18 protein-coding genes (1 of these 18 running past the window's edge) are annotated in these 25,831 nt (G+C 70.2%); 11 read left to right on the top strand and 7 right to left on the bottom strand.

All coding sequences use genetic code 11. From position 1 onward, the window contains the following. Positions 1–348 precede the first annotated feature (348 nt). The 6 genes from JHW41_RS07575 to JHW41_RS07550 all read left to right on the top strand — a co-directional run bounded on the left by JHW41_RS07575 (position 349) and on the right by JHW41_RS07550 (position 6,439). Positions 349–1,548, top strand: coding sequence for an SIS domain-containing protein (locus tag JHW41_RS07575; RefSeq protein ID WP_250449519.1), 1,200 nt, complete (start codon positions 349–351; stop codon positions 1,546–1,548). Between the two features lie 7 nt (positions 1,549–1,555). Then, positions 1,556–2,500: an ROK family protein gene (locus tag JHW41_RS07570; protein ID WP_250449518.1), complete on the top strand. Its 945-nt coding sequence runs from the start codon at positions 1,556–1,558 to the stop codon at positions 2,498–2,500. Positions 2,501–2,591: 91 nt separating this feature from the next. Next, on the top strand, positions 2,592–3,920 hold the full coding sequence (locus tag JHW41_RS07565; RefSeq protein ID WP_250450826.1) for a D-tagatose-bisphosphate aldolase, class II, non-catalytic subunit: 1,329 nt from the start codon (positions 2,592–2,594) through the stop codon (positions 3,918–3,920). A 27-nt stretch (positions 3,921–3,947) separates the two neighbouring features. Next, complete coding sequence (locus JHW41_RS07560; RefSeq protein ID WP_057948449.1) at positions 3,948–4,730, top strand: DeoR family transcriptional regulator; 783 nt, start codon at positions 3,948–3,950, stop codon at positions 4,728–4,730. Further along, positions 4,727–5,839 (top strand): N-acetylglucosamine-6-phosphate deacetylase, encoded by a 1,113-nt coding sequence (nagA, locus tag JHW41_RS07555; RefSeq protein ID WP_250449517.1) that lies wholly within the window; start codon positions 4,727–4,729, stop codon positions 5,837–5,839. Before JHW41_RS07560 ends, nagA begins: the two co-directional genes overlap by 4 nt. Positions 5,840–6,118: 279 nt before the next feature. Next, positions 6,119–6,439 carry a hypothetical protein gene (locus tag JHW41_RS07550; RefSeq protein WP_250449516.1) on the top strand — a complete coding sequence of 107 codons (321 nt, stop codon included), beginning with the start codon at positions 6,119–6,121 and terminating at the stop codon, positions 6,437–6,439. Between the two features lie 148 nt (positions 6,440–6,587). Here JHW41_RS07550 and glk read toward each other — a convergent pair whose 3' ends face one another. From glk to JHW41_RS07515, 7 genes are all read right to left on the bottom strand, one after another. After that, positions 6,588–7,574 (bottom strand): glucokinase, encoded by a 987-nt coding sequence (glk, locus tag JHW41_RS07545; RefSeq protein ID WP_250449515.1) that lies wholly within the window; start codon positions 7,572–7,574, stop codon positions 6,588–6,590. Next, positions 7,574–9,349 (bottom strand): cellulase family glycosylhydrolase, encoded by a 1,776-nt coding sequence (locus JHW41_RS07540; RefSeq protein ID WP_250449514.1) that lies wholly within the window; start codon positions 9,347–9,349, stop codon positions 7,574–7,576. Before JHW41_RS07540 ends, glk begins: the two co-directional genes overlap by 1 nt. An 8-nt stretch (positions 9,350–9,357) precedes the next feature. Continuing rightward, complete coding sequence (locus JHW41_RS07535; protein ID WP_250449513.1) at positions 9,358–10,368, bottom strand: cupin-like domain-containing protein; 1,011 nt, start codon at positions 10,366–10,368, stop codon at positions 9,358–9,360. Continuing rightward, a complete protein-coding gene (locus tag JHW41_RS07530; protein ID WP_250449512.1) occupies positions 10,352–11,095 on the bottom strand; it encodes a SapC family protein in 744 nt (247 codons plus the stop codon). Before JHW41_RS07530 ends, JHW41_RS07535 begins: the two co-directional genes overlap by 17 nt. Before the next feature lie 124 nt (positions 11,096–11,219). Further along, positions 11,220–14,297 (bottom strand): TonB-dependent receptor, encoded by a 3,078-nt coding sequence (locus tag JHW41_RS07525; RefSeq protein ID WP_250449511.1) that lies wholly within the window; start codon positions 14,295–14,297, stop codon positions 11,220–11,222. A gap of 426 nt (positions 14,298–14,723) precedes the next feature. Next, a complete protein-coding gene (locus tag JHW41_RS07520; protein WP_250449510.1) occupies positions 14,724–15,941 on the bottom strand; it encodes a S1 family peptidase in 1,218 nt (405 codons plus the stop codon). Positions 15,942–16,092: 151 nt separating this feature from the next. After that, positions 16,093–16,803 carry a hypothetical protein gene (locus JHW41_RS07515; protein WP_250449509.1) on the bottom strand — a complete coding sequence of 237 codons (711 nt, stop codon included), beginning with the start codon at positions 16,801–16,803 and terminating at the stop codon, positions 16,093–16,095. A 343-nt stretch (positions 16,804–17,146) separates the two neighbouring features. Here JHW41_RS07515 and JHW41_RS07510 point away from each other — a divergent pair, with 343 nt between their 5' ends. The 5 genes from JHW41_RS07510 to JHW41_RS07490 form a co-directional block, all read left to right on the top strand. Further along, entirely contained in the window at positions 17,147–18,688 is a 1,542-nt protein-coding gene (locus JHW41_RS07510) for a hypothetical protein (RefSeq protein WP_250449508.1), read from the top strand. A 99-nt stretch (positions 18,689–18,787) separates the two neighbouring features. After that, positions 18,788–19,012 (top strand): hypothetical protein, encoded by a 225-nt coding sequence (locus JHW41_RS07505; protein WP_250449507.1) that lies wholly within the window; start codon positions 18,788–18,790, stop codon positions 19,010–19,012. A gap of 443 nt (positions 19,013–19,455) precedes the next feature. Next, positions 19,456–21,195, top strand: coding sequence for an ABC transporter ATP-binding protein (locus JHW41_RS07500; RefSeq protein WP_206744963.1), 1,740 nt, complete (start codon positions 19,456–19,458; stop codon positions 21,193–21,195). Between the two features lie 201 nt (positions 21,196–21,396). After that, the gene (locus JHW41_RS07495; RefSeq protein WP_250449506.1) at positions 21,397–22,362 is read left to right on the top strand and encodes a TauD/TfdA family dioxygenase; all 966 of its coding nucleotides are present in this window, start codon (positions 21,397–21,399) and stop codon (positions 22,360–22,362) included. A 126-nt stretch (positions 22,363–22,488) separates the two neighbouring features. Next, on the top strand, positions 22,489–25,831 hold the 5' portion of the coding sequence (locus JHW41_RS07490; protein ID WP_250449505.1) for a non-ribosomal peptide synthase/polyketide synthase. It continues 24,512 nt past the right edge of the window; 3,343 of the gene's 27,855 nt are visible here — the first part of the coding sequence; its start codon is at positions 22,489–22,491; the stop codon falls past the right edge of the window.

Here is a 25,831-nt window from a genome sequence, read left to right as displayed (position 1 = left end):
CGGAATTCCACCTTGCCCCCAAGGCCCGTTCGACGGGCATTCCGAAAACCAGACGACCAACAGCGGTTGCGGCCGACTCTAGGGCAGGGTTTCGAAAGCTGTCAATAAATTGAAAGCAAAAAGGAAGAATTTCTCACCTAAAACGAAAGTTTGTGCAATGCAATACTTTCTAAATATCGTGAAAACGCCTGTTAAGCGCGTAACGAAAGCGCGACTCCATCGATCTTTCGCTTTGTCTTCACGGCATCGCACGCCAGGCCTATCCGGCCAACTTCTTTTGTTTTGCTTTCGATATTTGACTTTCCGAAAGAAAACGCTGATCGTGCCGTCGCTCAACAGGAATCATCCATGGACGTCACTCCGCTTTCCGACTCGTCCGCCTGGCAGCGCCTGGGCGGAGCCGACACCGCCGCCGAAATCGCCCAGCAGCCGGCGCTGTGGGAACAACTGGCCGCCGACCTGGCGCAGGCGCGCGAACGCGTGCAAGCCTTCCTCGGCGACCGCCTCGACGATCCGCGCCAGCGCGTGCTGTTCACCGGCGCCGGCAGTTCCGGCTTCATCGCCGACATGGTCGCCGACCGCATCAACGCGCAGTGGCCGGCCGACGTGCGCGCCGTGCACACCACCAGCCTGCTCACCCATCCGGCGCTGTACCTGCAACGCGACCGCCCGACCCTGCTGGTGTCGTTCGGCCGCAGCGGCTCCAGCCCGGAAAGCGTGGCCGCGGTCGACCTGCTGCGCGCGCAGGTCGACGACGCGCGCTTTCTCGACATCACCTGCAACGCCGACGGCGAACTGGCGCGCCGCGGCCAGGGCCGCGAGGACACCTGCACCCTGCTGATGCCGGCGGCCAGTTGCGACCGCGCGTTCGCCATGACCAGCAGCCTGAGCTGCATGCTGCTGGCGGCGCTGTGCGTGTTCGACACGGCGCCGTGGCAACAGCGCCTGGAGCACCTGCGCCAGGCCGCCACGCTGGCGCGCGAAGGTCTCGCCCAGTGGAGCCAGGCCGCCGGCGCACTGGCGCAGCGGCCGTTCCAGCGCGTGATCTACCTCGCCAGCGGTCCGCTGGAAGCGCTGGCGCGCGAAGCCGCGCTGAAAGTGCTCGAACTCACCGCCGGGCAGGTGCTGGCCCTGGCCAACACCCCGCTGGGTTTCCGCCACGGTCCCAAGTCGACCCTCGACGGCGCTACCCTGGTGGTGATGATGCGCAGCAACCACGCGCTGGCGCGCCGCTACGAGCAAGACCTGCTGGACGAACTGCGCCGCGACGGCGTGGCCGGGCAGGTGCTGGCGATCGGCCCGCATTCGGATATCGGCGGCGGCGACGACTACAGCCTGCGCGTGCCGCCGCTGGACGACGGCACGCTGGCAGACAGCACGCTGGCAGACAGCACGCTGGCAGACAGCTGGCTGGCGCCGGTGTGGCTGACCTTCGCCCAGGTGTTCGCGCTGCAGCGCTCGGCCGCGCTCGGCCTGACCCCGGACAATCCGTTCCCCGACGGCACCGTCAACCGCGTGGTCAAGGGCGTCACCATCCACCAGGGCTGAGAGCCTCATGTCTGAACCCGCACGCGCCGCGGTCGGCTACGGCATCGACATCGGCGGCACCAAGATCGAACTGGTCGCCTGCGATGCCGCATTGCAGGTGCTGCACCGCCGCCGCATCGCCACCCCGCAGGGCGATTACGACGGCTTCCTGAGCGCGCTGGAAACGCTGGTGAGCGATGCCGACGCCCAACTCGCCCGCGCCGCGCGGGTCCAGGCCGACGTCGCGGTCGGCATCGCCCTGCCCGGCGTGCGCGACCGCCGCAGCGGCCTGCAGCTCAGCGCCAACGTGCCGGCGCTGACCGGCCGCAACGTCGCCGCCGATTTGCAGACGCGCCTGCGCCGGCCGCTGCGTTTCGGCAACGACCTGCAGTGCTTCGCCCTGTCCGAAGCGCACGGCGGCGCCGCCGACGGCTATCCGAGCATGTTCGGCGCGATCCTCGGCACCGGCGCCGGCGGCGGCTATTGCCTGCACGGCCGGCTGGTGTCCGGCTTCAACGGCATCGCCGGCGAATGGGGTCACTGGAGCGTGCCGGCGCAGCTGCTGCAGCGCCACAACCTGCCGCTGCTGGACTGCGCCTGCGGCCTGCGCGGCTGTCTGGAGCGCTATGTCTCCGGCAGCGGGCTGGTCGCGCTGTACCGCCACTTCGGCGCCGATGCCGCCGACGCCAGCGCGGTGTTCGCCGACGCCGACGCCGGCGATGCGCGCGCCGAAGAAGCGCGCGCCGTCCACCTCGACCTGCTCGGCCACGGCCTGGCCATGCTGGTGCTGGCGCTGGACCCGCACGTGATCGTGCTCGGCGGCGGCCTGTCGCAGCATGCGCCGCTGTACGCCGCGCTGCCGGCCGCGGTCGCCGCGCACCTGTTCAAGGGCGTGCAGGTGCCGCCGATCGTGCCGCCGCGCTTCGGCGACGCCGGCGGCGCGCGCGGCGCGGCCTTGCTCGCCTTGTCCTGAACGCGCTTCGTTCTGCCCGCTTCGTTCTGCCCGCTTCGTCCAGCCTGTTTCGTCCAGCCTGTTTCGCAAAACACCGGAGTCCGCCATGTCGATGTCGCCCGTGCAATCGCAGATCGCCATCCATCGCCAGGGCCACAGCGTCGGCCTGTATAGCGTGTGCTGCAGCAACGAACTGGTGCTGCGCGCGGCGATGGACGTGGCCCGCCGCCACGGCACCGTGCTGTTGATCGAGGCCACCTCCAACCAGGTCGACCAGTTCGGCGGCTACACCGGCATGACCCCGCCGCAGTACCGCGACTACGTGTACGCCTTGGCGCGCCAGGAAGGCTTCCCGTCCAACCGCGTGGTGCTTGGCGGCGACCACCTCGGCCCCAACGCCTGGCAGAAGCGTCCGGCCGAGGAAGCGATGGCGAACGCGCGCACGCTGATCGAGGCCTACGTCGCCGCCGGTTTCCACAAGATCCACCTCGACTGCAGCATGTCCTGCGCCGACGACCCGACTCCGTTGCCCGACGCGACCGTCGCCGCGCGCTCGGCCGAGCTGGCGCGCATCGCCGAGCGCACCGCCGCCGCGCACGGGCTGCCGCCGCCGGTGTACGTGATCGGCACCGAAGTGCCGGTGCCCGGCGGCGAAGCCTCGCTGGCCGGCGGCCTGCAGGTGACCACGCCGCAGGCGGCCGAGCAGACCCTGGCGATCCACCGCGAGGCCTTCGCCGCGCCCGACCTGGCCGCGGCCTGGGACCGGGTGATCGCGATGGTGGTGCAGCCGGGCGTGGACTTCGACCACAGCAGCGTGCACGACTACGACCCCGACGCGGCCCGCGCCCTGGCCGATTTTCTCGAACGCCAGCCGCGCATCGTGTTCGAGGCGCATTCCACCGATTACCAGCGCGAGGACGGCCTGCACGCGCTGGTGCGCGACCATTTCGCGATCCTCAAGGTCGGCCCGGCGGCGACCTTCGCCTATCGCGAGGCGCTGTTCGCGCTGGCGGCGATCGAGACCGAACTGCTGCCGCCGGCGCAACGCTCGGACCTGCCGCAGGTGCTGGAGCGCTGCATGCTCGAACACCCGCGGCACTGGCAGCAGCACTACCACGGCGACGACGACGAACTGCGCCTGCTGCGCGCCTACGCGCTCAGCGACCGCTGCCGCTACTACTGGGGCGAGCCGGCCTTGGTCGCGGCGGTGCAGCGCCTGTTCGACAACCTGCGCGCGCACGCGCCGCCGCTGTTCCTGCTCAGCCAATACCTGCCCGAGCAGTACCGCGCGGTGCGCGCCGGCGCGCTGGCCAACCGGCCCGAGGCCCTGGTCCGGCACCGCATCGGCCTGTGCCTGGACGAGTACGCGCGCGCCTGCTCGGCGAACGTGGCAGGACCGCGCGCGGCCGATGGGCGCGCGGCCGCCGCGGCGAACGGCTAATCTTCTGTTTTCCCCGCGGACCCGACGATGGCCACGCGCAATACCCGCTCCCGCCGGCAGCAGATCCTGCAGTGCCTGATCGAGCAAGGCTCGGTCCAGGTCGCCGAACTGGTCGAGCGCTTCGAGGTCTCGGCGGTGACCATCCGCGCCGACCTCAGCCACATCGAATCGCAGGGCCTGGCCACCCGCACCCACGGCGGCGCCACCCTGGTGCGCACGCCGCCGCAGGAGCAGGATATCCATGAGAAAGATGCGCTGAACCTGCCGCTGAAGGAGCGCATCGGCGCGCGCGCCGCGCAACTGGTGCAGGCCGGCGACAACATCATCATCGACTCGGGCTCCACCACCATGACCCTGGCCCGCCACCTGCGCGGCCATCGCGACGTCACGGTGATGACCAACGGCCTCAACATCGCCTGGGAACTGGCCAACGCGCCCGGCGTCGACGTGCTGCTCAGCGGCGGCCTGCTGCGCAAGCAGTCGCTGTCGCTGCAGGGCAGCCAGGCCGAGGCCAGCCTCAACGCCTACAGCTTCGACACCCTGTTCCTCGGCGTGGACGGCCTGGACCTGCAGTTCGGCCTGACCACCCACGACGAGGCCGAAGCCCGCCTCAACCACCGCATGGTCGAACACGCACGACGGATCGTGGTGCTGACCGACGCCTCCAAATTCGGCCGGGTCAGCCTGCACCGCATCGCCCGCCTCGACCAGATCCACGCCATCATCACCGACCCCGGCATCGACGAGCGCTACCGCGAGGGGCTGCTGCGGCTGGGCATCGAAGTGATCATCGCCGAGCCGCTGCCGTGACCGAACTTCGTACCCTGCAAGGCCGCATCCTGACCCCGGCCGGCTGGCGCCGCGGGCGCGTCGGCTTCGACAGCCACGTGCGCAGCATCGAAGACGGCGACGGCGCCGACCGCGGCGACGACGAACGCATCGTGCTGCCGGGCTTCATCGACCTGCACGTGCATGGCGCCGCCGGCGTCGACCTGATGCAAGGCTTTGATGTCGCGCGCACCATCGCCCGCGCCCACGTCCGCTACGGCACCACCGCCCTGCTCGGCACCACCATGACCGCGGCCGAGGACGACATCGTCCACGCCCTGCAGGGGTTGGCCGCGACGATGGCCGCGCCGGATCCCGATGCGGCGCAGATCCTCGGCGTGCACCTGGAAGGCCCCTTCATCAGCCCGCACCGGCTCGGCGCGCAGCCGCCGCTGACGGTCGAGGCCACGCTCGACTCGGTGCGGCGCCTGCATGCGCTGGCGCCGATCCGGGTGCTGACCCTGGCGCCGGAGATCGGCCGCCACACCGAACTGATCCCGGCGTTGTGCGCGCTCGGCATCCGCGTGCAGGTCGGCCACAGCGCCGGTACCTACGAGGAAGGCCTGGCCGCGTTGCGCGCCGGCGCGTCCGGCTTCACCCATCTGTTCAACGGCATGACCGGCGTGGACCACTACACGCCCGGCATCGCCGCAGCCGCGCTCGCCCACGCCGAATACGCCGAACTGATTCCCGACCTGCAGCACGTGCATCCCGGCGCGATCCGCTTGGCCCTGCGCGCCATCCCGCGCCTGTACGCGGTCACCGACGCCACCGCCGCGACCGGCATGCCCGACGGCGAATACGCGCTGGGCTCGCAGCGCGTGCACAAATGCCTCGGCTGCGTGCGCCTGGCCAGCGGCTCGCTGGCCGGCAGCGCGCTGACCATGGATCAGGCCCTGCGCAACCTGGTCGAAGTCGGGCTCGACCTGGCCGACGCCTCCGATCGCGTCTCCGCCTTCCCGGCGCAGTACCTCGGCCTGCCCGACCGCGGCCGGCTCGAACCGGGCGCGCGCGCCGACCTGGTGGTGCTGGACGCGCAACTGCGCGTGGTCGAGGTGCATGTGGCCGGACGGGCGATCGCGCTGTCCTGAGCCGGGCCGCTGCGCTGCTTCCCGCTTGATCGCAACCGCGCGCAGCGGCCGGCCCGCGCACCTGCGGCCTGCGGCCTGCGCACATCCGCGCGGAAGCGCCGCCGCCGGCTCCGTTCGTACGCCCCGCGCGCGCGTCCATCCGAAACCCCGGCCGCGCCTGTCCGAGGCCGCGCCGCATTGCGTTCGACTTGGATGCGCGCGCAACGGCGTCCGCGCCGCCGCGCCGCCGCGGCAGCGACCGCGCTGCCCGACCATCGCCACACGCACACAGGAGCATCCATGAAGAAGTCATTGACGACCGTGTTGCCCGCTTCCCTCGCCACCGCCCTGCTCGGCCTGGCCCTGGCCGGCGCCGCCGTCGCCGCGCCGCCGGGCGGCATCGGCACCCAGCCGCAGCCGCCGCAGCCCTTCGGCACCTGGCAGGCGAAGGTGAAGTACCTGTCTCCGCACACCGCGCCCGACGGCCGCCGCCTGACCTGGAAGTACGCCGACATCGTCGCCTCGACCCAGGAGTACTGCGACGCGCAGTTGCAGAGCTGGATGTCCGGCGGCAACGCCAGCGTCGTCGAGTACTGCCACTTCGTGACGGCCGGCGGTTGATCGCATCGGCGGTGTCTTCGCCGGGGCGAGCCGGTAGCCGATAACCGCTGATCCACGCGCGTTGCGGGCGACCGCAGCGGCGCACCGCGACCGGCATCGGCGCGGGAAACCGGCCGTCGCGACGGCCGGTTTCCTTGCGCGGCGCGGGTCACACCGGCAACGCGCTGTCGTACGTCTCCGCCGCATGCGCCGCCGCGCCGAGCAAGCCCGAGCACGCATGCACCACCGCCAGCGCCGGCACTTCGGCCATCGCCGCGGCGAACCGGCCCTTGGCCTCGAACGCGGCGCGGAAACTGTCCGACTGCAACGCGCCCAACAGTTTCGGCACCACCCCGCCGGCCAGGAACACCCCGTCCCAGGCGCCGAGCGTCAGCACCAGATCGCCGGCCATCGAACCGAACGCGGCGCAGAACAGTTCCACCGCGCGCGCGCAGCGCGGATCGCCGCCGGCGGCCTGGGCGTTGATCTGCGCCGGCGACCAGTCCTGCGCGGCGACGCCTTCGATCTCGCACACCGCCGCGTACAAGTTCGCCAGTCCCGGCCCGGACACCAGACGCTCGCACGAGACCCGGCCGAAGCGCCGCATCAGGCACTCCAGCACCCGCATGTCGCGCGGCCGCGACGGCGCGAAACCGGCGTGGCCGCCTTCGGTCTCCAGCGCGAAGCAACGGCCGTTGCGCACCAGCAGGCCGCCCACGCCCAGGCCGGTGCCGGGGCCGATCACCGCATAGGTCTGCGCCGCGCCCATGTCGAAACCGGGCCAGCCGGCCGCGCCGACCGCGACCACGTCGTCCGCGCCCAGGCGCGAGATCGCCATGGCCTGCGCGGCGAAATCGTTGATCAGCGCGACCCGCGGCGTGCCCAGCGCCGAGCCGATGTCCGGCGCGCGGATCTGCCAGGGGTGATTGGTGATGCGCGCTTCCTCGCGACGCACCCGTCCGGCCACCGCGAACACCGCGGCGTCGGCGCGCTCGCCCAGTTCGTCGAGGAAATGGCGCGCGGCGTCGGCGGCGCTGGCGAAGCCGGCGGCCGGGTATTCGCGCACGCTGTCGCGCAGGAGCCGTTCGCCGCGGCCCAGCTCGGCCATCGCGAAGCGCGCATTGGTGCCGCCGATGTCGCTGACCAGCACGCGCATCAGCGCTGCTTCGCCGAGGTGGGCGCGGGCACGGGCGCGAACCGCAACGCCGACACATCCGGCGCGCCCGACACCGCCTCGACCACCAGCGTGTTGCGCCCGCGCTGCAACGTCGCCGGCTGCGGCCGGTCCGCCGCCGTCGGCGCCAGCGCCACGCCGTTGAGCCGGACGCGGATCGCGCCGGCGCCGCCGCGCCAGCTGAGTTGATAGGTTCCGGCCGCATCGGCCTGGACGCTGTACTTGAGCCATTCGCCCGGCCGCAGCGCCGCCACCCGCAGCGTCGCGCCGTCGCCGGCCAGGGCCACGCCGTCGTTGCGATAGCGCTGCGACGGGTTCCAGTCGGTATTGGGCTTACCGCTCTCGTTGGCCGCATGACGCGAGAAATAGGCCACGCCGTTGCGGCCGAGGTCGAAATCGACCGCCGCCAGTTCGCCGCCGTCGCGGCCGATGCGGTGCGGCTTGAACGGCAGGCTGCGGTCGTCGCGCGGCGCGCGCAGCCAGGCGTCGACCACATCGGGGCGGCGCGCGTTGTGCTCCAGCCGCACGTCGCGTTCGGCCAGGCCCATCAAGGCCGCGCGCGCCTGTTCGCGGGTCGGTCGCGGGCCTTTGCCTTCCCAGTACGCCAGCACCCGCGCATAGCCGGGATTGGCGATCACCTGCAGCGGATTGTTGTAGCGCAGCTTCTTCACCGGCCAGTTGGCCCAGCCGATGCCCTCGCCTTCCAGGGTTTCGACCGTGCGCGCGAACCAGTCGTTGGAGTTCTCGCCGGTCTCGCCCAGCCACAGCGGCAGATTCCAGCGCTCGCGCAGTTCCAGATGCTCGCGGATGCTGTCGCGGCCGGTGCCGTTCCAGTACTTGTGGAAGCTCAGCGCCAGGTTGTCGTCCCACAGCCCGGCGTCGAGCACGCCGCGGTAGTTGTTGCCCCAGCAATTGCCTTCGATGAAGACGATATGGCGTCGATCGACTTCGCGGATCGCCGCGGTCGTGCGCACCAGCAGTTCGCGCAGCGGCGCGTTGCCGGTCTCCTTGCAGCCGTTCTTGTCGGCGGCGTCGGCGAAGCCCCAGTTGGGCTCGTTGATGATGTCGTAGCCGGCGACCGCGGGCTCGTCGCGATAGCGCTGCGCCAACTTGCGCCACAGCGCGACCGTCTTGTCGCGATTGGCGGCGTCGTCCCACAGCGAAGGCTGCGACGGGTCGCGGTCGGAGATGTTGAGATCGTTGCCCTGCCCGCCCGGCGCCGCGTGCAGGTCGAGGATCACGTACATGCCGTTGGCCTTGGCCCAGGCGATGAGATCGTCGGTGCGGCGGAAACCGTCCTCCAGCCAGGTGTGCTCGCCGCGCACCGGCTCCTGCGCCACCGGCAGGGTGTACAGCGCGTAGTGCATCGGCAGGCGCACCGAATTGAAGCCCCAGGCCGCGAGCGCGTCGATGTCGTCCTTGCCGACGTAGTTGTCCAGCCACGCGCGGTAGAACGCGCGGGTGTCGTCCTCGCCGATCAGGTCGGCGATGCGCGCGCGGATCGCATGCTGCATGCCCGGGCCGGTGAGGCCGAGCATGTAGCCCTCCTGCAGCATCCAGCCGCCGAGGCCGACGCCGCGCAGGATCACCGTGCGCCCTTGTTCGTCGACGATGCGCTGGCCGTCGGCGCGCAGGAAGCCTTCGGCATGGCCCGCTCGCGGCGCCAGCGCCAGCGCGGCCGCCAGCGCGGCCAGGCCCGCGGCCGCGAGCGTGCGCCGGCCGCGGCGGCCGGCGATGGATCCGAGCGTGTCGCCCATGGCGCTCCTCAACGGTTCAGTCCTTGCAGCAGGCGCGCGCGCAGCTCGCGCGCGCGCGCTTCGTCCAGCGGCGCGAGCGCGCCGCGCATGGTCTCGGGGATATGCGCCGAGGTCTGCGCGTCGGCGTCGAAGACATAGTGGCGGAACGCTTCGCGCCAGATCTCGCGCTGCGCCGGCGGCAGGTCGCGCACGCTCATGATCGCGTGCAGCAGCGCGTTCATCGGCGTGTCCATCCAGCGCGGCGACTGCCGCCACCAGTAGTTGACCAGCACGTTGTAGCTGTCCAACGCCTGCATGTGATGCCACCACATGCTCGGGATCAGCACCGCGTCGCCGGGGCCGAGCTCGGCCACGCGCGCGTGGCGCATGGCTTCGGCGAAGTCCGGATGGCGGTCGTAGTCCGGCGCGGCGAAGTCGACCAGGCTGACCGCCTGCCCGGCCGGGGTGCGGTCGAGCGGGCCGATGTAGAGATTGCGCAATTGCCCGGGCGGGAACAGCGTTACCCGCCGGCGCCCGGCGACCACGCAGGCGATGTTGTCCGGCACGTCCTGATGCGCGGGGATGCGGGTGCGGTTGCCGATCCAGATGCTGGCCAGCGGCTGCACCGCGCCGAAGCCCAGGTCGTTGCGCTCGCGCAGGCCGGGCAGCCAGGTGTCGATCGTGGTCGAGCCGACATAGATCGTCGGCGGCGCCGGGTCGTCGGCATGGTGCAGCAAGGCGTCCAGCACCGCCGCCAGCGGCGCTTTCTGCTGGGCGAAGCCGAAGCCGAGCAAGTCCGGCCGATAGTCGATCCGGCCGTCGGCCTGCGGCGGCGCCACGCTGACGGTGACCGGCGCATCGCTGGCGAATTGCTTGAGATAGGCGGCGCCGGCCTGCGCCGACGCGCCGGCCTGGGTCAGCGGCCAGTGCACGGCGAGGCCGCGCAGCACGTACGGCCGGGTCGGCTGCAGCAGTTCCGGCGGCAGAGCCGCCGCGTCGATGCCGTGCAGTTCCTCGATGGCGTCAACGGCCGGCGGCATGGCGGCGGCTCAAACGTTCGATCAGATCGCGCAGGCGCGACAGCGAGGCCAGCGCCATGTACGCCGCCTGCAGATGGCCGGCCTGCGACAACGCCTGCAGCGCGGCGCCGTCGAGCGCGCCGAGCCGGCGTTCGTCGATGGTGTGGAATCCGCTGAGGCGATGCTGGCTACGCTCGTCCAGGCGGATGTCGAGCGCGAACGGTTCCAGCAGCTCATGGCGCCGCAATGCGGCGATGAAACCGGCGTCGTCGCGCAGGCCGTCGTGCAGCGCGCGCAGCAGCGAGGCGACGCCTTGCAGGAACGCGCTGGTGCCGCCGTGCTCCAGGAACAAGGCCTCGCCCGCGTCGCCGCCGCGGACCACGCGCGGATGGTCGAGGTCGATGTGCACCATCGGCTCCTCGTCGGCGATGCCGATCAGGAACGGCAGGCGCGCGATCGCCATCGGCAGGTAATGCGCGTCCCAGCGTTCGCCGTCCGCCGCCGCGCCGGGCGCGGGTTCGGGTTCGAGGAACAGGTTCTCGCCCGGCCGCAGGCCCAGCAGCGCCACCGAGCGGAAACCGCCGTCGGCGGTCTTCTGGAACACGATCGGATAGTGCGCCTGCAACTCGCGGAACTCGCCGAAGAAGGTCGGCGCCAGCATCTCGCCGTCGCCGTAGCGGGCCCCGCGCGCGACGATCACGCGCAGGTCGTGGTGCTCGAGGTTGTTGAGCAATACGGTTCGGGACATCGCGGTTTCCGTGATCGGTACGGCCACAGGCCGCGCCCGCGGCGCGGCGGGCGCGTTCTGCGCCGGGTTCCCGGCAGGCCCGCGCGCGTCCCGCGCCGCGGCGCGGGACGCGCGGGCGCCGCGGTCAGAACTTGTAGCGCACCCCGAACATGTAGCGCGGCCCGTACTGGTCGAACGAGTACAGCTGGCGCTTGTTGCGCCCGCGCGTGCGCATGGTCTCGTCGGTCACGTTGATGCCTTCCAGGGTCAGCACCAGATTGTCCGAGACCGCGTAGCTGACGTTCATGTCGAGCTGCCCGTACGCCTCGACGTAGATCGGGTTGGCGCCCTTGCCGTCGCCGAGCGCGGTCAGGAACTCGTCGCGCCAGTTGTAGGCCGCGCGCGCCTGCCACGGGCCCTTTTCGTAGAACGCGACCACGTTGGCCGAATCGCTCAGGCCGGTCATCGCGAACTGGGTGCCGAGGCTGCCGTTCTTGTAGGTCAGGCCCGAGTCGACGATGGTGTAGTTGGCGGCGAGGCCGAAGCCGGATTGGCCGAACACGTGCTGGACGTTGAACTCCCAGCCGTCGAGCGTATCGGCGCGGTTGTTGACCGGCTGGGTGATGTTGAACGCCAGCACCGGATCGCCGGGCAGGCCGCTGATGCTGCCGGTGGCGAAACCGTTGGAGTCCACGCCGGTCTTCACCACCCCGGGCTGGCCGTTGTAGGTGTTGAGGATGTAGTTGCGGATGCACGGCCGGTCGGTGCTGGCGCAGCCGCCGGCGGCGATGGCCTGGTTCCAGTAGTTGCCGCCGGAGGGCGTGTGCAGATCCGGGTACGGGCTCTGCCGGCTGACCTGGTCGGCGATGAAGTTGTCGATCTTCTTGCGGAAATAGCCGACCGACAGGTAGCTGGATTCGCCGTAGTACCACTCGTAGGACAGGTCGAAGTTGCGCGATTCCAGCGGCTTGAGCGCCGGATTGCCCGCGCCGCCGCCGCCGCCGTCGAACCGCGCCTGGCCGCCGACGCTCAGCGCCGGGTTGAGGTTGGTCCAGTTCGGCCGGCCGATCGACTCGCCGTAGCTGGCGCGCAGCTTCATGCTGTCGTTGAGGTCGATCGCCACGTCCAGGCTCGGCAGCCAGTACTTGTAGTCGCCGTCGAGCTCGCGGAACTGCGAGCCGGCGTAGCGGATGACGAACTCGTTGGCGGCGATCCAGTCGATGCCCACCGGCGCCGGCTGCAACGCGGAGGCCTTGACCTTGGTGCGCTCGTAGCGCACGCCGCCGGCCACGTGCACCGGCAGCTTCCAGTCGAAGGTATTGCTCCACTGCACGTAGAAGCTGCGCGATTCCTCGCGCACGCGGCTGTCGCCGACGGTGCGGTTGGCGGCGCTGCCGGGCACCGGCGCGCCGGTGTAGTCGAACGAAGCGCGGTAGTCGTCGCGCACGCCCTTGCCGCTGGCGACCCAGGCGTCCTCGGCCAGCTGGCGCACGCGGTCGAAGTCGAACACGAAGAACGCGTCGGTGAAGCGCGGATCGTTGGCGCCGCTCACGCCGCGGAAGTAGTCGCCCATGTGCGCGAGCCGCCACACCGAATCGGGGTAGTCGTTCGGGCTGGTCGCGCCGCCCCAGGTGTCGAGCTGGACGTGGGTGAAGGCCGAGCGGTTCTTGTAGTCGGTCGAGCCGACGCCGAAGTTGAGCTTGGAATACCCCTCGAACTGGTACTCGCCGCTGGCCTGGAACTGCTCGATCTCGGCGCGCTCGCGCTCGTTGCGGAACACCGAGCCGGTCACCAGCATCTGCGCCGGGTCGATCGCGCTCATGCCGTTGGGCAGGTGCAGGGTCAGCACCGGGAAGTCGCGGCTGAAATCGATGGTGTTGCCGGCGCGGAAGAAGCCGGCGCTGGCCAGGGTGTTGTTCGAGCCGTAGGGGCTGTCGGGCGAGGAATCGGCGGTGGAGCGGTGGTAGTCGAAGTTGAGCTTGAAGTCGTCGCTCACGCGCCAGTCGACGTTGAGGCCGACTGATTTGTTCTCGCGCTTGATCGCGCTCTTGCCGGCGCCGTTGGCGAAGTCGGACAGGCCGTTGTAGCGCTCGTCGTAGACCAGCGGCGAGGAACCCGAGCCCTTCGTCCACGAGCTCAGGCCCGGGGTGAAGTTGAGCCACACCGACATGTCGTGGCGCATCTGCTCGATCTTGTTCTGCGAATAGGTGTAGTCGAGGGTGGTGGTGAGGTTGTCGGTCGGCGCCCACTGCAGGGTCAGCTGGCCGTTGAGGCGCTCGCGTTTGACCGAGTTGACGCTGTAGCCCAGGCTCTGCGGCATCGAGTAGACGTCGTTCGGACCGGGCCGGTCGGTGATGTTCTCCGAGCCCGGCTGGCCCGGCAGCGGCAGCGCCGAGCCCGAGCCTTCGCCGCTGGCCAGCGGGGTGTCGATGAACGGCCGCCAGCCGTTGCCGGACGCGACGAACGCCGACGCCGAGCCGGATTCGCGCTTGAGGTAGTTGGCGCTCAGGCCGATGCCGAAGCGGCCGTCGGCCGAGGTCGCGCTGAAGATGCCCGAGGCGTCGGGGGTGACCGAATCGCCCTTCAGGTCGCCGGGCAGGTCGTCGTCGGAGGTGTCCCAGATGCCCTTGACGCCGACGTTGGCGTGCAGCCCGGGATTGTCCAGCGGCCGCGCGGTCTTGATGTTGATCGTCGCGCCGATGCCGCCGGCGGGCGTGCTGGCGCGGCTGGTCTTGTAGACCTCCACCGCCGAGATCGATTCGGCGGCCAGATCGCTGAACTCGAACGCGCGGCTGCCGGTCGAGGTCGGCATCTGCCGGCCGTTGAGCAGGACCATGTTGAAGTCGGGGCCGACGCCGCGCACGGTCACCCGCGAGCCTTCGCCGGCGTTGCGGTCGATCGACACGCCGCTGATGCGCTGCAGCGCCTCGGCCAGGTTGGTGTCGGGGAACTTGCCGATGTCCTCGGCGACGATGCCGTCGACGATGCCCTCGGCGTCGCGCTTGAGGTTCATCGACGAGGTCAGGCTGCCCTTGATGCCGGTGACCACGACGGTGTCGAGCGTGCGCGCGTCGTCGGCGGCGCCGGGACGGCTTTGCGCGGCCGCCTGGGCGTCGGCCCCGGCCGCGGATGCGCCGCTCTGCGCGTACACCGGCTGGCCCAGCGCCAGCAGCATTGCGGACGTCAACACCGAGCGCCGCAAGGCGCCGCGCGTTTGCTTCATCGAAATTCCTCCCCAGGATCTCTCACGATGCGTAGGCGGGCGGGTCTGCCCGCCCCCGGACTGATGGGGGCCGATTTGGCACGCGCATGACAGCGCTGTCAATTATCGGGACAAAAATGGAATCGCAGTCATGGAAAAAGCGTTTTCCCGGCCGCTTTTATTGTCGCGGCGCAGCATGGAACGCGCGGCGGCGCTGCTGCGAGGCGACGTGCGGCATCGCCGCGGACTGGCGTATACCGTTAGCGGACGCGCGGGCGCGCACGGCCGCGGCGGTCGCCGGACGGTTCCGGGGATCGCATGCGGATCGCCGTTCGCAACGCCGGCGCGCGCAAAAAAAGACGGAAGGCGCGCGCCTTCCGTCGTTGGGTCCCGATCTTGTCGCCGGACCGGCCCGGCCACCGGACCGATCCGCCGGCGGCGCCGCGCTCAGCCCGTGGTCAACACCAGGCCGTATTCGCCGAGGATCGAATTGAGCGGATCGAACCAGGACTTGCGCTGCGCCGCCGGCGCGTCGCAGTTGTGGCCCGCGCTGGAATTGCCCTGGTTGCCGGACTGGATGCCCTGCGCCTGCCCGCCGCCGTCGATCCACGGCCCGCCGGAATCGCCGAAGCCGGAGCAGGCGTTGCTCTCGGTCATGCCGTAGACCGCGCCTTGCGGATAGTTGACGGTGACCTGCTTGGCGGTGATCTGTCCGCAGCGATAGCCGGTCTTCGGTCCCGCGCGGCACACCGTCGCGCCCACCGGCGCTTCGATCGAACCCTTGACGGTGATGTAGTTGCCGGCCCAGTCGTAGATCTGCGGGGACACGGCGAACGAACTCGACGAGGCGATCCAACCGCGGTCGGCGGTCGGGAAGCGCGAATGCACGAACTGGCCGAACGGCGTGCGGCCGATGCCGGACCAGTCCACGTCGATCCGGTCCGGCGCCTTGCCGCAGTGCCCGGCGGTCACCACGCCGGGGACGCCGGCCTTGTAGGCGACGAAGCCCGCGGTGCAGCCGCCGCCGTACGCGGTGATGTACGACAGCCCGCCGAAGATCCAGTTGGTGGTCTGCGGCGCGCCGTCCAGGTACTCGAAACGCAACGCGTCGGCGTCGGCGCCGCTGGCGGCGACGAAATCGACCGCCTGCGCCTGCGCATCGCGGGCGATGCGCACCACCACGCGGTTGCTGGCCGGATCGATGTGCCAGGTGTACAGGCCGGTCAACGGCTTGTGCAGACCGGGCCGGCGCGATTGCAGCGCCTGGTCCAAACGCTGCTTGGACGCCTGCAACCGGCGCCAGTTGCGCGCCACCGGGCGGATCTCCACGCCCGCGACGTTCGCGCGCGCGGCGCCCGCACTGGCCACGATCAGGCGATAACCGCCGCCGGGCCCGCTCTCGATCCAGGAACCGGCGAAATCCTCGCCGAGCGCGCGGCGCGCGGCGGCTTCGCCGGCGACGGCGTCGCGCTGCGCCCGCCACTGTCGCCTCGCCCGATCCGGCGAAACCTCGGCGTCGCGCGGCACGGCCGCAACTACGCCCGCGCCCGGGTTCGAAGCCCGCTCGGCCGGCGCCGCGGGCGGGCGCGCATGCGCGGTGTGCGCGCTCAGCGCGAGCAGGCCCAGGATCGATAGCGCGGATGCGCGGACAGACGCGTGCGGCATGGTCAACCTCCTTGCTGGGGAACGTTCCGATGAGTCGCCATGATCGTCGGTTCGCGCACGCACGTCGCGGAACGGCATCACGCCCGAAGATCGCGACGCACCCGCGGGGGCCGCCGCTGTCGTCGCGGCGGGCGCAGCGGGCGCGGTTACGCTAGCGATCCGCCGGCATGGCCCGCTTCGACAAGGCTTCGCACACTGTCATATGCCCGCCCGCGCCGTAGTGCAGGTCGGAAGAAACGAAGTACTGCGCATGCATGCCGCTGCCGACCACGCTCATGTCCTCGCCCTGCGTGCGCCCGGCGATCACATCGCGGCCGCCTTGGCCGGCATCGCGCGAGACCGCGAAACCTTTTCCGCGCAACCACTGCTCCAGCAATTCGACGGTGCGCGTGGGCGTGTCCTCGGAATAGACCAGCATCGCGTCGCGGTAGCGGTCCTGCGACGCGCCGGGGATCGCCGCCTGGCTCGCGTCCAACGCGTGTTCGAGCCGCTCCAGGTAACCGCCCGGGCCGTTCCAGGTGTCCGGCCCCGGCGGTTGGCCCTGACCATCGGTGCAGCCGGAAAAGACGTGGGCCAGGCCGATGTGGCCGCTGCTCCAGCCCAACGCCACCGCGACGCAGCCGCTCAGGCCGTGGGTCGCCAGGCTCGCCGTCACCTCCGCCGCGAGCGGCGGCCGCACCGGCCAGTCCTGCCGTTTGCCGCGTCCATCGACGACGATCCACTCATCCAGTCCCACCATGATCCACATGCACATGCGCCGGTCCTCCGCGGCCAGGGTCTGAAAGCTAGGAACGGCGGCAGCGCGGAGGCGTGAAGCCGCCGCGCGCCTGCCCGCACGCGCGGTCGCGAGCGCTGCGCGCAAGCGTCGGGGTGTCGCACCGCGTCCCGCAAAGTCCGCGGCGCGTGGTCTAATTCTCCGCCCCGACCCGCGCCGCGAGCGCCAATGTACTTGCCTGCTCGCGCGAACCGATTACGGTCGGGAGCGGCGCGCACCGCGACGCCGATCGCGCGCCCGCCATCACCCGCTTCGCAACCCGGAACGACGCTGCATGCGCCTGGCTCCCCTGCCCCGACACCTCGCGTTTTCGCTTCTGTGCGCCCTGGCCGGCTGCGGCGCGAGAGGCTTGGCGCACGAGTCCGCGGACGCCGGCGCGAACGAATTCGGACGCCCGCTCGACCGACGCGCGAACGCGCCCTTGGCCGCCATGGACGAAGACGGAAAACGCCTGCGCTACGGTCTCTACCGCGACCGCGGCGCCGCTCGGGCGCGCAACATCGTTCCGGATTTCTCGCGCGCCGGCTACATGGGCGGCGGCGTCGCCTTGCCCGCGCGCGACAGCATTCCGGTGCGCGCGACCATCGCGCCCGGCGACGGCAGCGGCGACGACCACCCGCGCATCCAGGCGGCGATCGACGCGGTCGCCGCGCTGCCGGCCGACCATCGCGGCTTGCGCGGCGCGGTGCTGCTGCGCCGCGGGCGATACACGCTGAGCGACACCCTCGCGATCCGCGTCGGCGGCGTGGTGTTGCGCGGCGAAGGCCGCGGCGCGGACGGCACCGTCCTGCGTTCCACCATCGCCGCGCGGCAAGGCAGGATCGTCGAAGTGGGCGACCGCGAAGCGGCCGTGCCGCGGGCCGCGCAGCAGCCTCGCCGCACCGCCATCGCGGCGGCCTACGTGCCGGTCGGCGCGATGCGCATCGAGGTCGGCTCCGCCGCCGGCTATCAGACCGGCGACCGCATCGCCGTAGTCCGCGAACCCAATGCCGCCTGGACCGGCGCCGAGGGCATCGACACCGCCCGCTACGGCTGGCAGGCGTCGGACTATGTCATGCACTACGAGCGCGTAGTCACCGCCGTGCATGGCAACACGCTCAGTCTCGACGCGTCCATCGTCGATGCCATCGACGCGCGCTTCGGCGGCGGCTACGTCTATCGTACCGACCCGCGCCGCATCGCCCAGGCCGGCATCGAAGACCTGCGCCTGGAAGGCGATCCCGCGACCGGCATCGCGCGAGGCACGCCCGACACCGGGCCCTACACCGCGGTGCGCTTCGCCGCGGTGCGCGACTCCTGGGTCCGCAATGTCGCCGTCCGCTACGTCTCGCACGGCTTCGCCACCCACAACGGCGCCCACTTCAACACCTTCGAGGATCTGGCCTACCTGGATCCGCGCTACGGCGAGAGCGAAGGCGTGCGCCGCTACGTGTTCGTCTACGAGGGCAACTCCGCCTTCAACTTGACCCAGCGCTGCTACGGCGAAGGCGGCCGCCACACCTTCGTCACCGGCGCGCAGGTGCCCGGCCCCAACGTGTTCCTGGACTGCGTCGCGGCGAACGCCAACAACGACAGCGGTCCGCACCACCGCTGGGCCACCGGCACCTTGTACGACAACACCCGCGGCGGCCTGCTGCGCGCGCAGAACCGGCGCGCCAGCGGAACCGGGCACGGCTGGGCCGGCGCGCAGCAGTTGTTCTGGAACGTCGAGCACCCGCACTACCTGGTGCAGGCGCCGCCGTTCGCGATGAACTGGGCGGTGGGCCCGGCGGGCGCGACAGGCGCGGCGAAGTTTCCGCCCGAGGAACCGGCGGGGATCGTCGAATCCGCCGGCCGCGCGGTCGCGCCGCGCAGCTTGTATCTGCAGCAACTGCGCGATCGCCTGGGCGAACCGGCGGTGGAAGCGGTCACCACCGCCGCACAACGCGAGGGCCGGATCTGGGACAGCCTGGCGACGCAGCGCGGCGACTGAGGCGCACTGCGGTCCGCGCCGCACCTGGCCGCGATCGGCCTTAGTCCGCGAAAATCCGGATAAAGCTCTCGCGCAGCCCAAGCCGACGGGGCTGCCGAAATGCATCGTTCGCGCGAATGGTCGCGCAATCCGCGCGAAACACAGGAAATTCGACCGGCGCGGTTACGCTTTCGCAGGCTGGGGCCGGCGCGAACCGGCCTTGCCCATCGGCGCAATTTTTCGTCGCGCACCATCATCGATTTCGATCCCGGCAAGAACTCGCGCCAGCGCGATGCCTCGAGCGAATGCGCAGCGCCGTCCGCAGTGACTGGTTCATCGGCATGAATGCAGGCCATGCGTCTTCACTACCCCGAAGGACAGCTGAACTCGCGTGTTCGACGCAGCGCGACTTGTCTGCGCATCGCCGCATGCGCTCGCGAATCGAGCCTGTCCGCATGCGCGAAGCGCTACCTGTCCTGTTGTCACCATCACGCGCATGACGAATGTCATCGCGGCTGTGACGCGCTTTGCGGTCGAGATCCGATGACCTGTCCGTCTTTCGCCATAACCCGTAAATTTCCGTGAAATGCGGCGGCCACGCACGCGTCGTTCCCGCGTCATCCGCATGACGCATTCGCATCGCGTTCGTATCCGTACAACGGCATTTGGATCGCGTTTACCGCAATACGTGCATCGCAACACAATCGATATTGCGTGGCCTTGCTACTTTCGCCGCGTTCCGCGATCAAGGCCAAACAGTGAGCGAACAGCAGACAACCCGGAATCATTTGTGGCGACTGATCCGCCGCGGGCGGCCATCGGTTGCGGCGTCGTCCGTCGCCCTGCTCGCCGCGCTGGCGTCGGTCGCCGGTTCGCTGTGGTTCCCGATCCAGACCAAGCACCTGATCGACCGCTTCGACGGCGGCGGCATCGAACTGCAGCAAGTGCTGCTGGTGGCCGCGGCGCTGGTCGGCGGCGCCGCCGCGGGCGCGCTGTCGGCCTACATGCTCGCGCGCATCGGCTACCAGGTGGTGGCGGAACTGCGCGCCGCCCTGGTCGAGAAGCTGCTGCGGCTGCCGGTCGCGTCCTTCGACAAGGAAAGCAGCGGCGAGCGCGTCAGCCGCGTGATCCGCGATTGCGAAGCGATTTCCGAGCTGATCACCAAGCAGACCGTCAACCTGGTCACCGGCGTGCTGCTGCTGGCCGGGTCGGTCGTGGTCCTGCTGCTGCTGGACGTGCCGCTGACCCTCACCCTGCTCGGCTCGGTCGTCGCCGCCTTCGCGGTGATGATCCCGATCGCGTTCCTGCTCGACGGACTCTCGCGCCGCACCCAGGACCGCGTCGCCCGGATCAGCGGCATCCTCACCCACATCTTCCAGGAAATCCGCCTGGTCAAGGCGTTCACCGCCGAAGCGCAGGAGCGCCGGCGCAGCGTGGCGGAGATCGAAGACCTCAAGCGCCTGGGACTGAAGACCGCGCGCGTGAACGTGGCGCTGGAACCGGTGATGAGCCTGGCGATGACCATGGCGATCATCATCATCCTGGTCTACGGCGCCGCGCGCGTCGCGGCCGGCGAGATCAGCGTCGGCACGCTCACCGCCTTCATCCTGTACATCTTCAACGTGGTCAATCCGTTGGCGCAGCTGACCAATTTCACCGCAGAATTGCAGAAAGCCAAGGGCGCCTCGGTGCGGATCGCGGCGATCTTCGACGAAGCCGAGGAAGAGAAAAAAACCAGCGCCCAACCCGCGCCGCACAGCCCCGGCGGCGTGCTGGAGTTCCGCAACGTCTCCTTCGCCTACGCCGGCCGCGACACCACCGTACTCAACGGCATCGACCTGGTGTTCGAACCGGGCACCACCACCGCCCTGGTCGGCGCCAGCGGCAGCGGCAAGACCACGATCCTGTCGCTGATCGAGCGCTTCTACGAACCCAGTTCTGGCCAAATCCTCTACGACGGCCGACCGATCGCCGATTACCCGCTGCAGCAGTGGCGCGGCGGCATCGGCTACGTGGCGCAGAGCGCGCCGGTCATGCCCGGCAGCGTGCGCGACAACATCGCCTACGGCCTGTCCGGCGAGTTCACCGACGCCCAGGTGCGCTCGGCGGCCGAACGCGCCGGCGCGCTGGACTTCATCGAACGCATGCCGCAGGGCCTGGACACCGTGCTGATCGAACAGGGCAACAACCTGTCCGGCGGCCAGCGCCAGCGCATCGCCATCGCGCGCATGTTCCTGCGCGATCCGGACCTGTTGATCCTCGACGAGGCCACCTCCAACCTCGACAGCGAGACCGAGCACCAGGTGCGGCTGGCGCTGGAAGCGCTGATGCGCGGGCGCACCAACATCATCGTCGCCCACCGCCTGTCCACGGTGATCCACGCGCAGCGCATCTGCTTCCTCGAAGCCGGCCGCATCTCCGGCATCGGCAACCACGGCGAACTGCTCGCCAGCCATCCCTATTACGCGCGCCTGGTGCAGCGCCAGTTCCAGCAACCGGTCGAGGCCGAACCGATGGAGGCCGGCTGAGCCCCGGGCTCCGATTCCTTCGATGATCCACGCGCCTTTTCGCCCGCCCCCACAGGACCGCGCGCCGTCGCGACGCCTCGCGCGCCGCAGCTGAAACGCGGTCCGCATACAGACCAGAGCCAGACGCCCCTCCCGCGAGGGCCGCGTCGAGTGGCCGCTTTTTCCTCGAAATCTTCACTTACTTCCGGTAGGCATATGGACATGAATAGAAAGCGGCTGGACGGCGACGTGCCCGCTCCTGTGCTGGTCACGCCCGCCCATGCCCATTGCGATCTCGCCGCGCTGCTGGCCGAGCGCGCGAGCGAGATCAAAGACGACTTGCTCGAACACGGCGCCCTGCTGTTCCGCGGATTCGCGGTCGACAGCGTGGAGAAGTTCGGCGCGGTCGCCGACCAGATCGGCAACGCGCGGCTCAACTACACCTATCGCTCGACCCCGCGCACGTCGCTGGGCGGCGGCGTGTTCACCGCGACCGAATTCCCGCAATCGCAGGAAATCCCCCTGCATTGCGAAAACGCCTACCAGCGCGACTGGCCGATGCTGGTGGCGTTCTGCTGCCTGACCCCGGCCGACGTCGGCGGCGCCACCCCGATCGCGTCCATGCGCGAGGCCACCCAGGCGATCGGCGCCGGGCTGATGGACGAGTTCGAACATCGCCAAGTCAAGTACGTGCGCCACTACCGTCCCTATGTCGACCTGCCGTGGGAAACGGTGTTCCAAACCGACGACAAGGCCGAGGTGGCGCGGTTCTGCGACAGCGCCGGCATCGAGCACGAGTGGCTCGACGAGGAAACCCTGCGCACCGGCCAAGTCTGCCAGGGCGTGGCCACCCATCCGGTCACCGGCGAAAAGCTGTTCTTCAACCAGGCGCACCTGTTCCATGTCTCGTCCCTGGGCGAGGACACGGCGCAATCGATGATCGACATGTTCGGCGCCGATCAACTGCCGCGGCAGTCGTTCTTCGGCGACGGCAGCGACATTCCCGCCGACGTCCTCCAGGCCGTGCGCGACGGCCTGAACCGGAAGGCCTACGACGTCGCGTGGCAACGCGGCGACGTGCTGCTGCTGGACAACATGCAGTTCGCGCACGGGCGGCGCACGTTCAGCGGCCCGCGAAAAATCGCCGTCACCCTCAGCAACCCCTATTCCGGCCACCTGCCGGACTAGCCGCTGATCCGCGGTGCGAACGTTCGCCGGCCCCGTCCTGGCCGAGCGGCCGGCGCACGACTTCGTTCGAGGCTGGGCGGGCTTGCCGGCGCATCCCCGTCATGCCGCGCTGCAATCGGTGCAATCATGAATAAAGAAACGCAACGCGGTTTGCGCCCTCTGTCGTCGGCGCAGTCGGAAATGTGGTTCGCCCAGGCACTCGATGCCGACAACTGGCTCTACCACAGCTGCGGCTACCTCGATATCGGCGGACCGCTGGACCTCGTCCGGTTCGAGCAGGCGCTGCGCCGTTTCGTCGCCGAAACCGACGCGCTGCACCTGCGTTTCCTCGACGGCCCGGACGGGCCGCTGCAATGCATCGGCGAAGCGCCCGCCCTGCCGTTCGAGACGGTGGACCTGTCCGCGCACGAACAGCCTTTCCAGGCCGCGCTGTCGGCGATGCGCGCCGACATGCGGCGGGTGTTCGACCTGCGTTCGTCGCGGCTGTTCGACTACATCGTGTTCAAGCTCGGCGAAGAACGCTATCTGTGGTACAAGCGCTACCACCACATCGTTCTGGACGGCGCGGGCTCGTCGCTGGACATCGTCCGCGTCGCGCAGATCTACACCGCGCTGTGCCGCGGCGAAGAGGTTCCGGCCAGCGGCCTCGGCGGCATTTCCGCCCTGTTGGACGACGACCGCGACTACCGCGAGTCCGACCGCTGCCGGCGCGATCAGGCGTTCTGGCGCGACTACGCGCGCAATCTGCCCGAAACCACCGCGCTGAGCGGCCGCCCGCTCGCCCGCACCAGCACGTTCCGGCGCTGCTCGCTGCCGATTCCGCCATCGCTGGCCGCCGCGCTGATGGCGGCGCAGACCCGCGACAGCAAGTGGCCGCAACTGATGACCGCCGCGGTCGCGGCCTACCTGTACCGGATCAGCGGCGGCAAGGTCGACACCTTCGATTTCCCGGTGGCCGCGCGCGCCAAGCAGCTGCGCCATGTGCCGGGCACCACCGCGAATGTATTGCCGGTGCGCCTGGGCCTGCAGGCGGACGAATCCCTGGCCGGGCTGGCCGCGCGCTGCGGCCGCGAAATCCTGCGCGTGCTCAAGCACCAGCACTTCCGCGGCAAGGACATCCAGCACATGCGCGCGGCCCCGGCCAGCGCGTTCGGGCCACGCATCAACATCATGCCGTTCGATTACGAATGCGCGCTCGACGGCCATCCGGCGACGCTGCACTCGCTGTCCAACGGACTGGTCCACGATTTCTCGGTCACCCTGCAGGGCGAGCCGGGCCAGGCCAGTTGCGTGCTGAACGTCGACGGCAACGACGAGTCGTACAGCGACGAAGACATCGCCCGTCACGCCTCGCGCCTGCTGCTGTTCGTCGAACGCGCGCTGGCGCAGCCGTCGCGGCCGCTGGCCGAGATCGAGCTGCTGGACGCCGACGAACGCCGGCAAGTGCTCGGCGAGTGGAACGACACCGCGCAACCGCTTGCGGCCGCGACGATTCCGGAGTTGTTCGAACGACAGGCGGCGCTGACTCCGCACGCGCTCGCCGTGGTAGGCGACGACGCCCAGCTCAGCTACGCCGAACTCAACGCCCGCGCCAATCGCCTCGCGCAGCGCTTGATCGCACACGGCGCGGGCCCCGAAAGCATCGTCGCCATCGCCCTGCCGCGTTCGGCCGAACTCGTCGTCGCCCTGCTCGCCGTGCTCAAGGCCGGCGCCGCGTATTTGCCGTTGGATACCGATTACCCCGCCGACCGGCTGGCGTTCATGCTCGAAGACGCCCAGCCGCTGCGATTGATCACGCGCAGCGATATCGCGCTGCCGGCGACGACGGTGCCGCGTTGGCAACTCGATGATGCGGAGTTGCAGGCTTGCCTGCTCGGTGAGTCCGGCGAAGAGCCGGGCGACGACGACGCGCAGGACGGCCAATGGCGCGGCACGCTCGCGCCGCTGCACCCAGCCTATGTGATCTACACCTCCGGCTCCACCGGCAAGCCCAAGGGCGCGCCGAACACCCACGAAGCCTTGGTCAACCGCCTCGCCTGGATGCAACACGCCTACGCGTTGCGCGACGACGACGTGGTCCTGCAAAAGACGCCCTTCAGCTTCGACGTATCGGTGTGGGAGTTCTTCTGGCCGCTGCTGTACGGCGCGCGCCTGGTGATGGCGCGCCCCGGCGGCCATCGCGATCCGGCCTATCTCGCCGAAGCGATCAATCGCCACGGCGTCACCACCCTGCACTTCGTGCCGTCGATGCTGGAAGCCTTCCTGCACGATCCGGCGGCCGCGACTTGCACGAGCTTGCGCCGCATCGTCTGCAGCGGCGAAGCCCTGTCCGGTGCCTTGCGCGAACGCCTGCGCCAAACCCTCGACCGGCCGCTGCACAACCTCTACGGGCCGACCGAAGCCGCCATCGACGTCACCGCCTGGACCTGCCGCGACGAGACCGCCGGCAGCGCGGTGCCGATCGGCGCGCCGATCTGGAACACCCAGACTTACGTGCTCGACGCGGCGTTGCGGCCGGTACCGCAGGGCGTGCCGGGCGAGTTGTACCTCGCCGGCACCGGCCTGGCGCGAGGCTATCTGCGTCGCCCCGGCCTGACCGCCGAACGCTTCATCGCCAACCCGTTCGCGCCGGGCCAGCGCATGTACCGCACCGGCGACCTGGCGCGCTGGCGCGCCGACGGTCAGCTCGACTACCTCGGCCGCACCGACCATCAGGTCAAGATCCGCGGCCTGCGCATCGAGTTGGGCGAGATCGAGGCCGCGCTGGCGCTGGCCGGCTTCGCCCAGAACGTGGTGGTGGCGCGCGAGGACGGCAACGGTCTGGCGCAGCTCGTGGCCTACGTGGTCGCGCCCGAACTCGACGTCGCGCCGCTGCGCGCGCAGCTCGGCCAGCGCCTGCCCGACTACATGCTGCCGGCCGCGTTCGTCGCCCTGGACGCGCTGCCGCTCAACGCCAACGGAAAACTCGACCGCAAGGCCCTGCCCGCGCCGACCTTCGCCGTCGGCGCGCGGCGCGCGCCGGCCACGCCCGAAGAGGCCGCGCTGACAGCGCTGTTCGCCCAGACCCTGGGATTGGAAGAGATCGGCGCCGACGACAATTTCTTCGAACTCGGCGGACATTCGCTGCTGGCGCTGCGCCTGATCGGCGCGATCCGCGCGACGCTGGGCGCCGAGGTGTCGATCGGCGACGTGTTCGAAGCACGTACGCCGGCCGCATTGGCGCCACGATTGCGCGCGGCCCGCGGCGAACGTCCGCCGCTGCGGCCGTTGCCGCGGCCGGAGCGGCTGGAACTCTCGCACGCGCAGCGCACGCTGTGGTTCATGCACCGGCTGCAAGGGCCCAGCGCGACCTACCACATTCCGTTGACCGCGCGCCTCGACGGCCCGTTGCAGGTCCCCGCCCTGCAGGCGGCGCTGAACGACCTGGTCCAGCGCCACGAAAGCCTGCGCACCGTTTTCCCGGCGACCG

This window comes from Lysobacter enzymogenes, assembly GCF_023617245.1.
GTDB classification, from domain to species: Bacteria; Pseudomonadota; Gammaproteobacteria; order Xanthomonadales; family Xanthomonadaceae; genus Lysobacter; species Lysobacter yananisis.
Note: the sequence above shows the minus strand (reverse complement) of the source record. Positions and strands in the feature narration are given on the sequence as shown.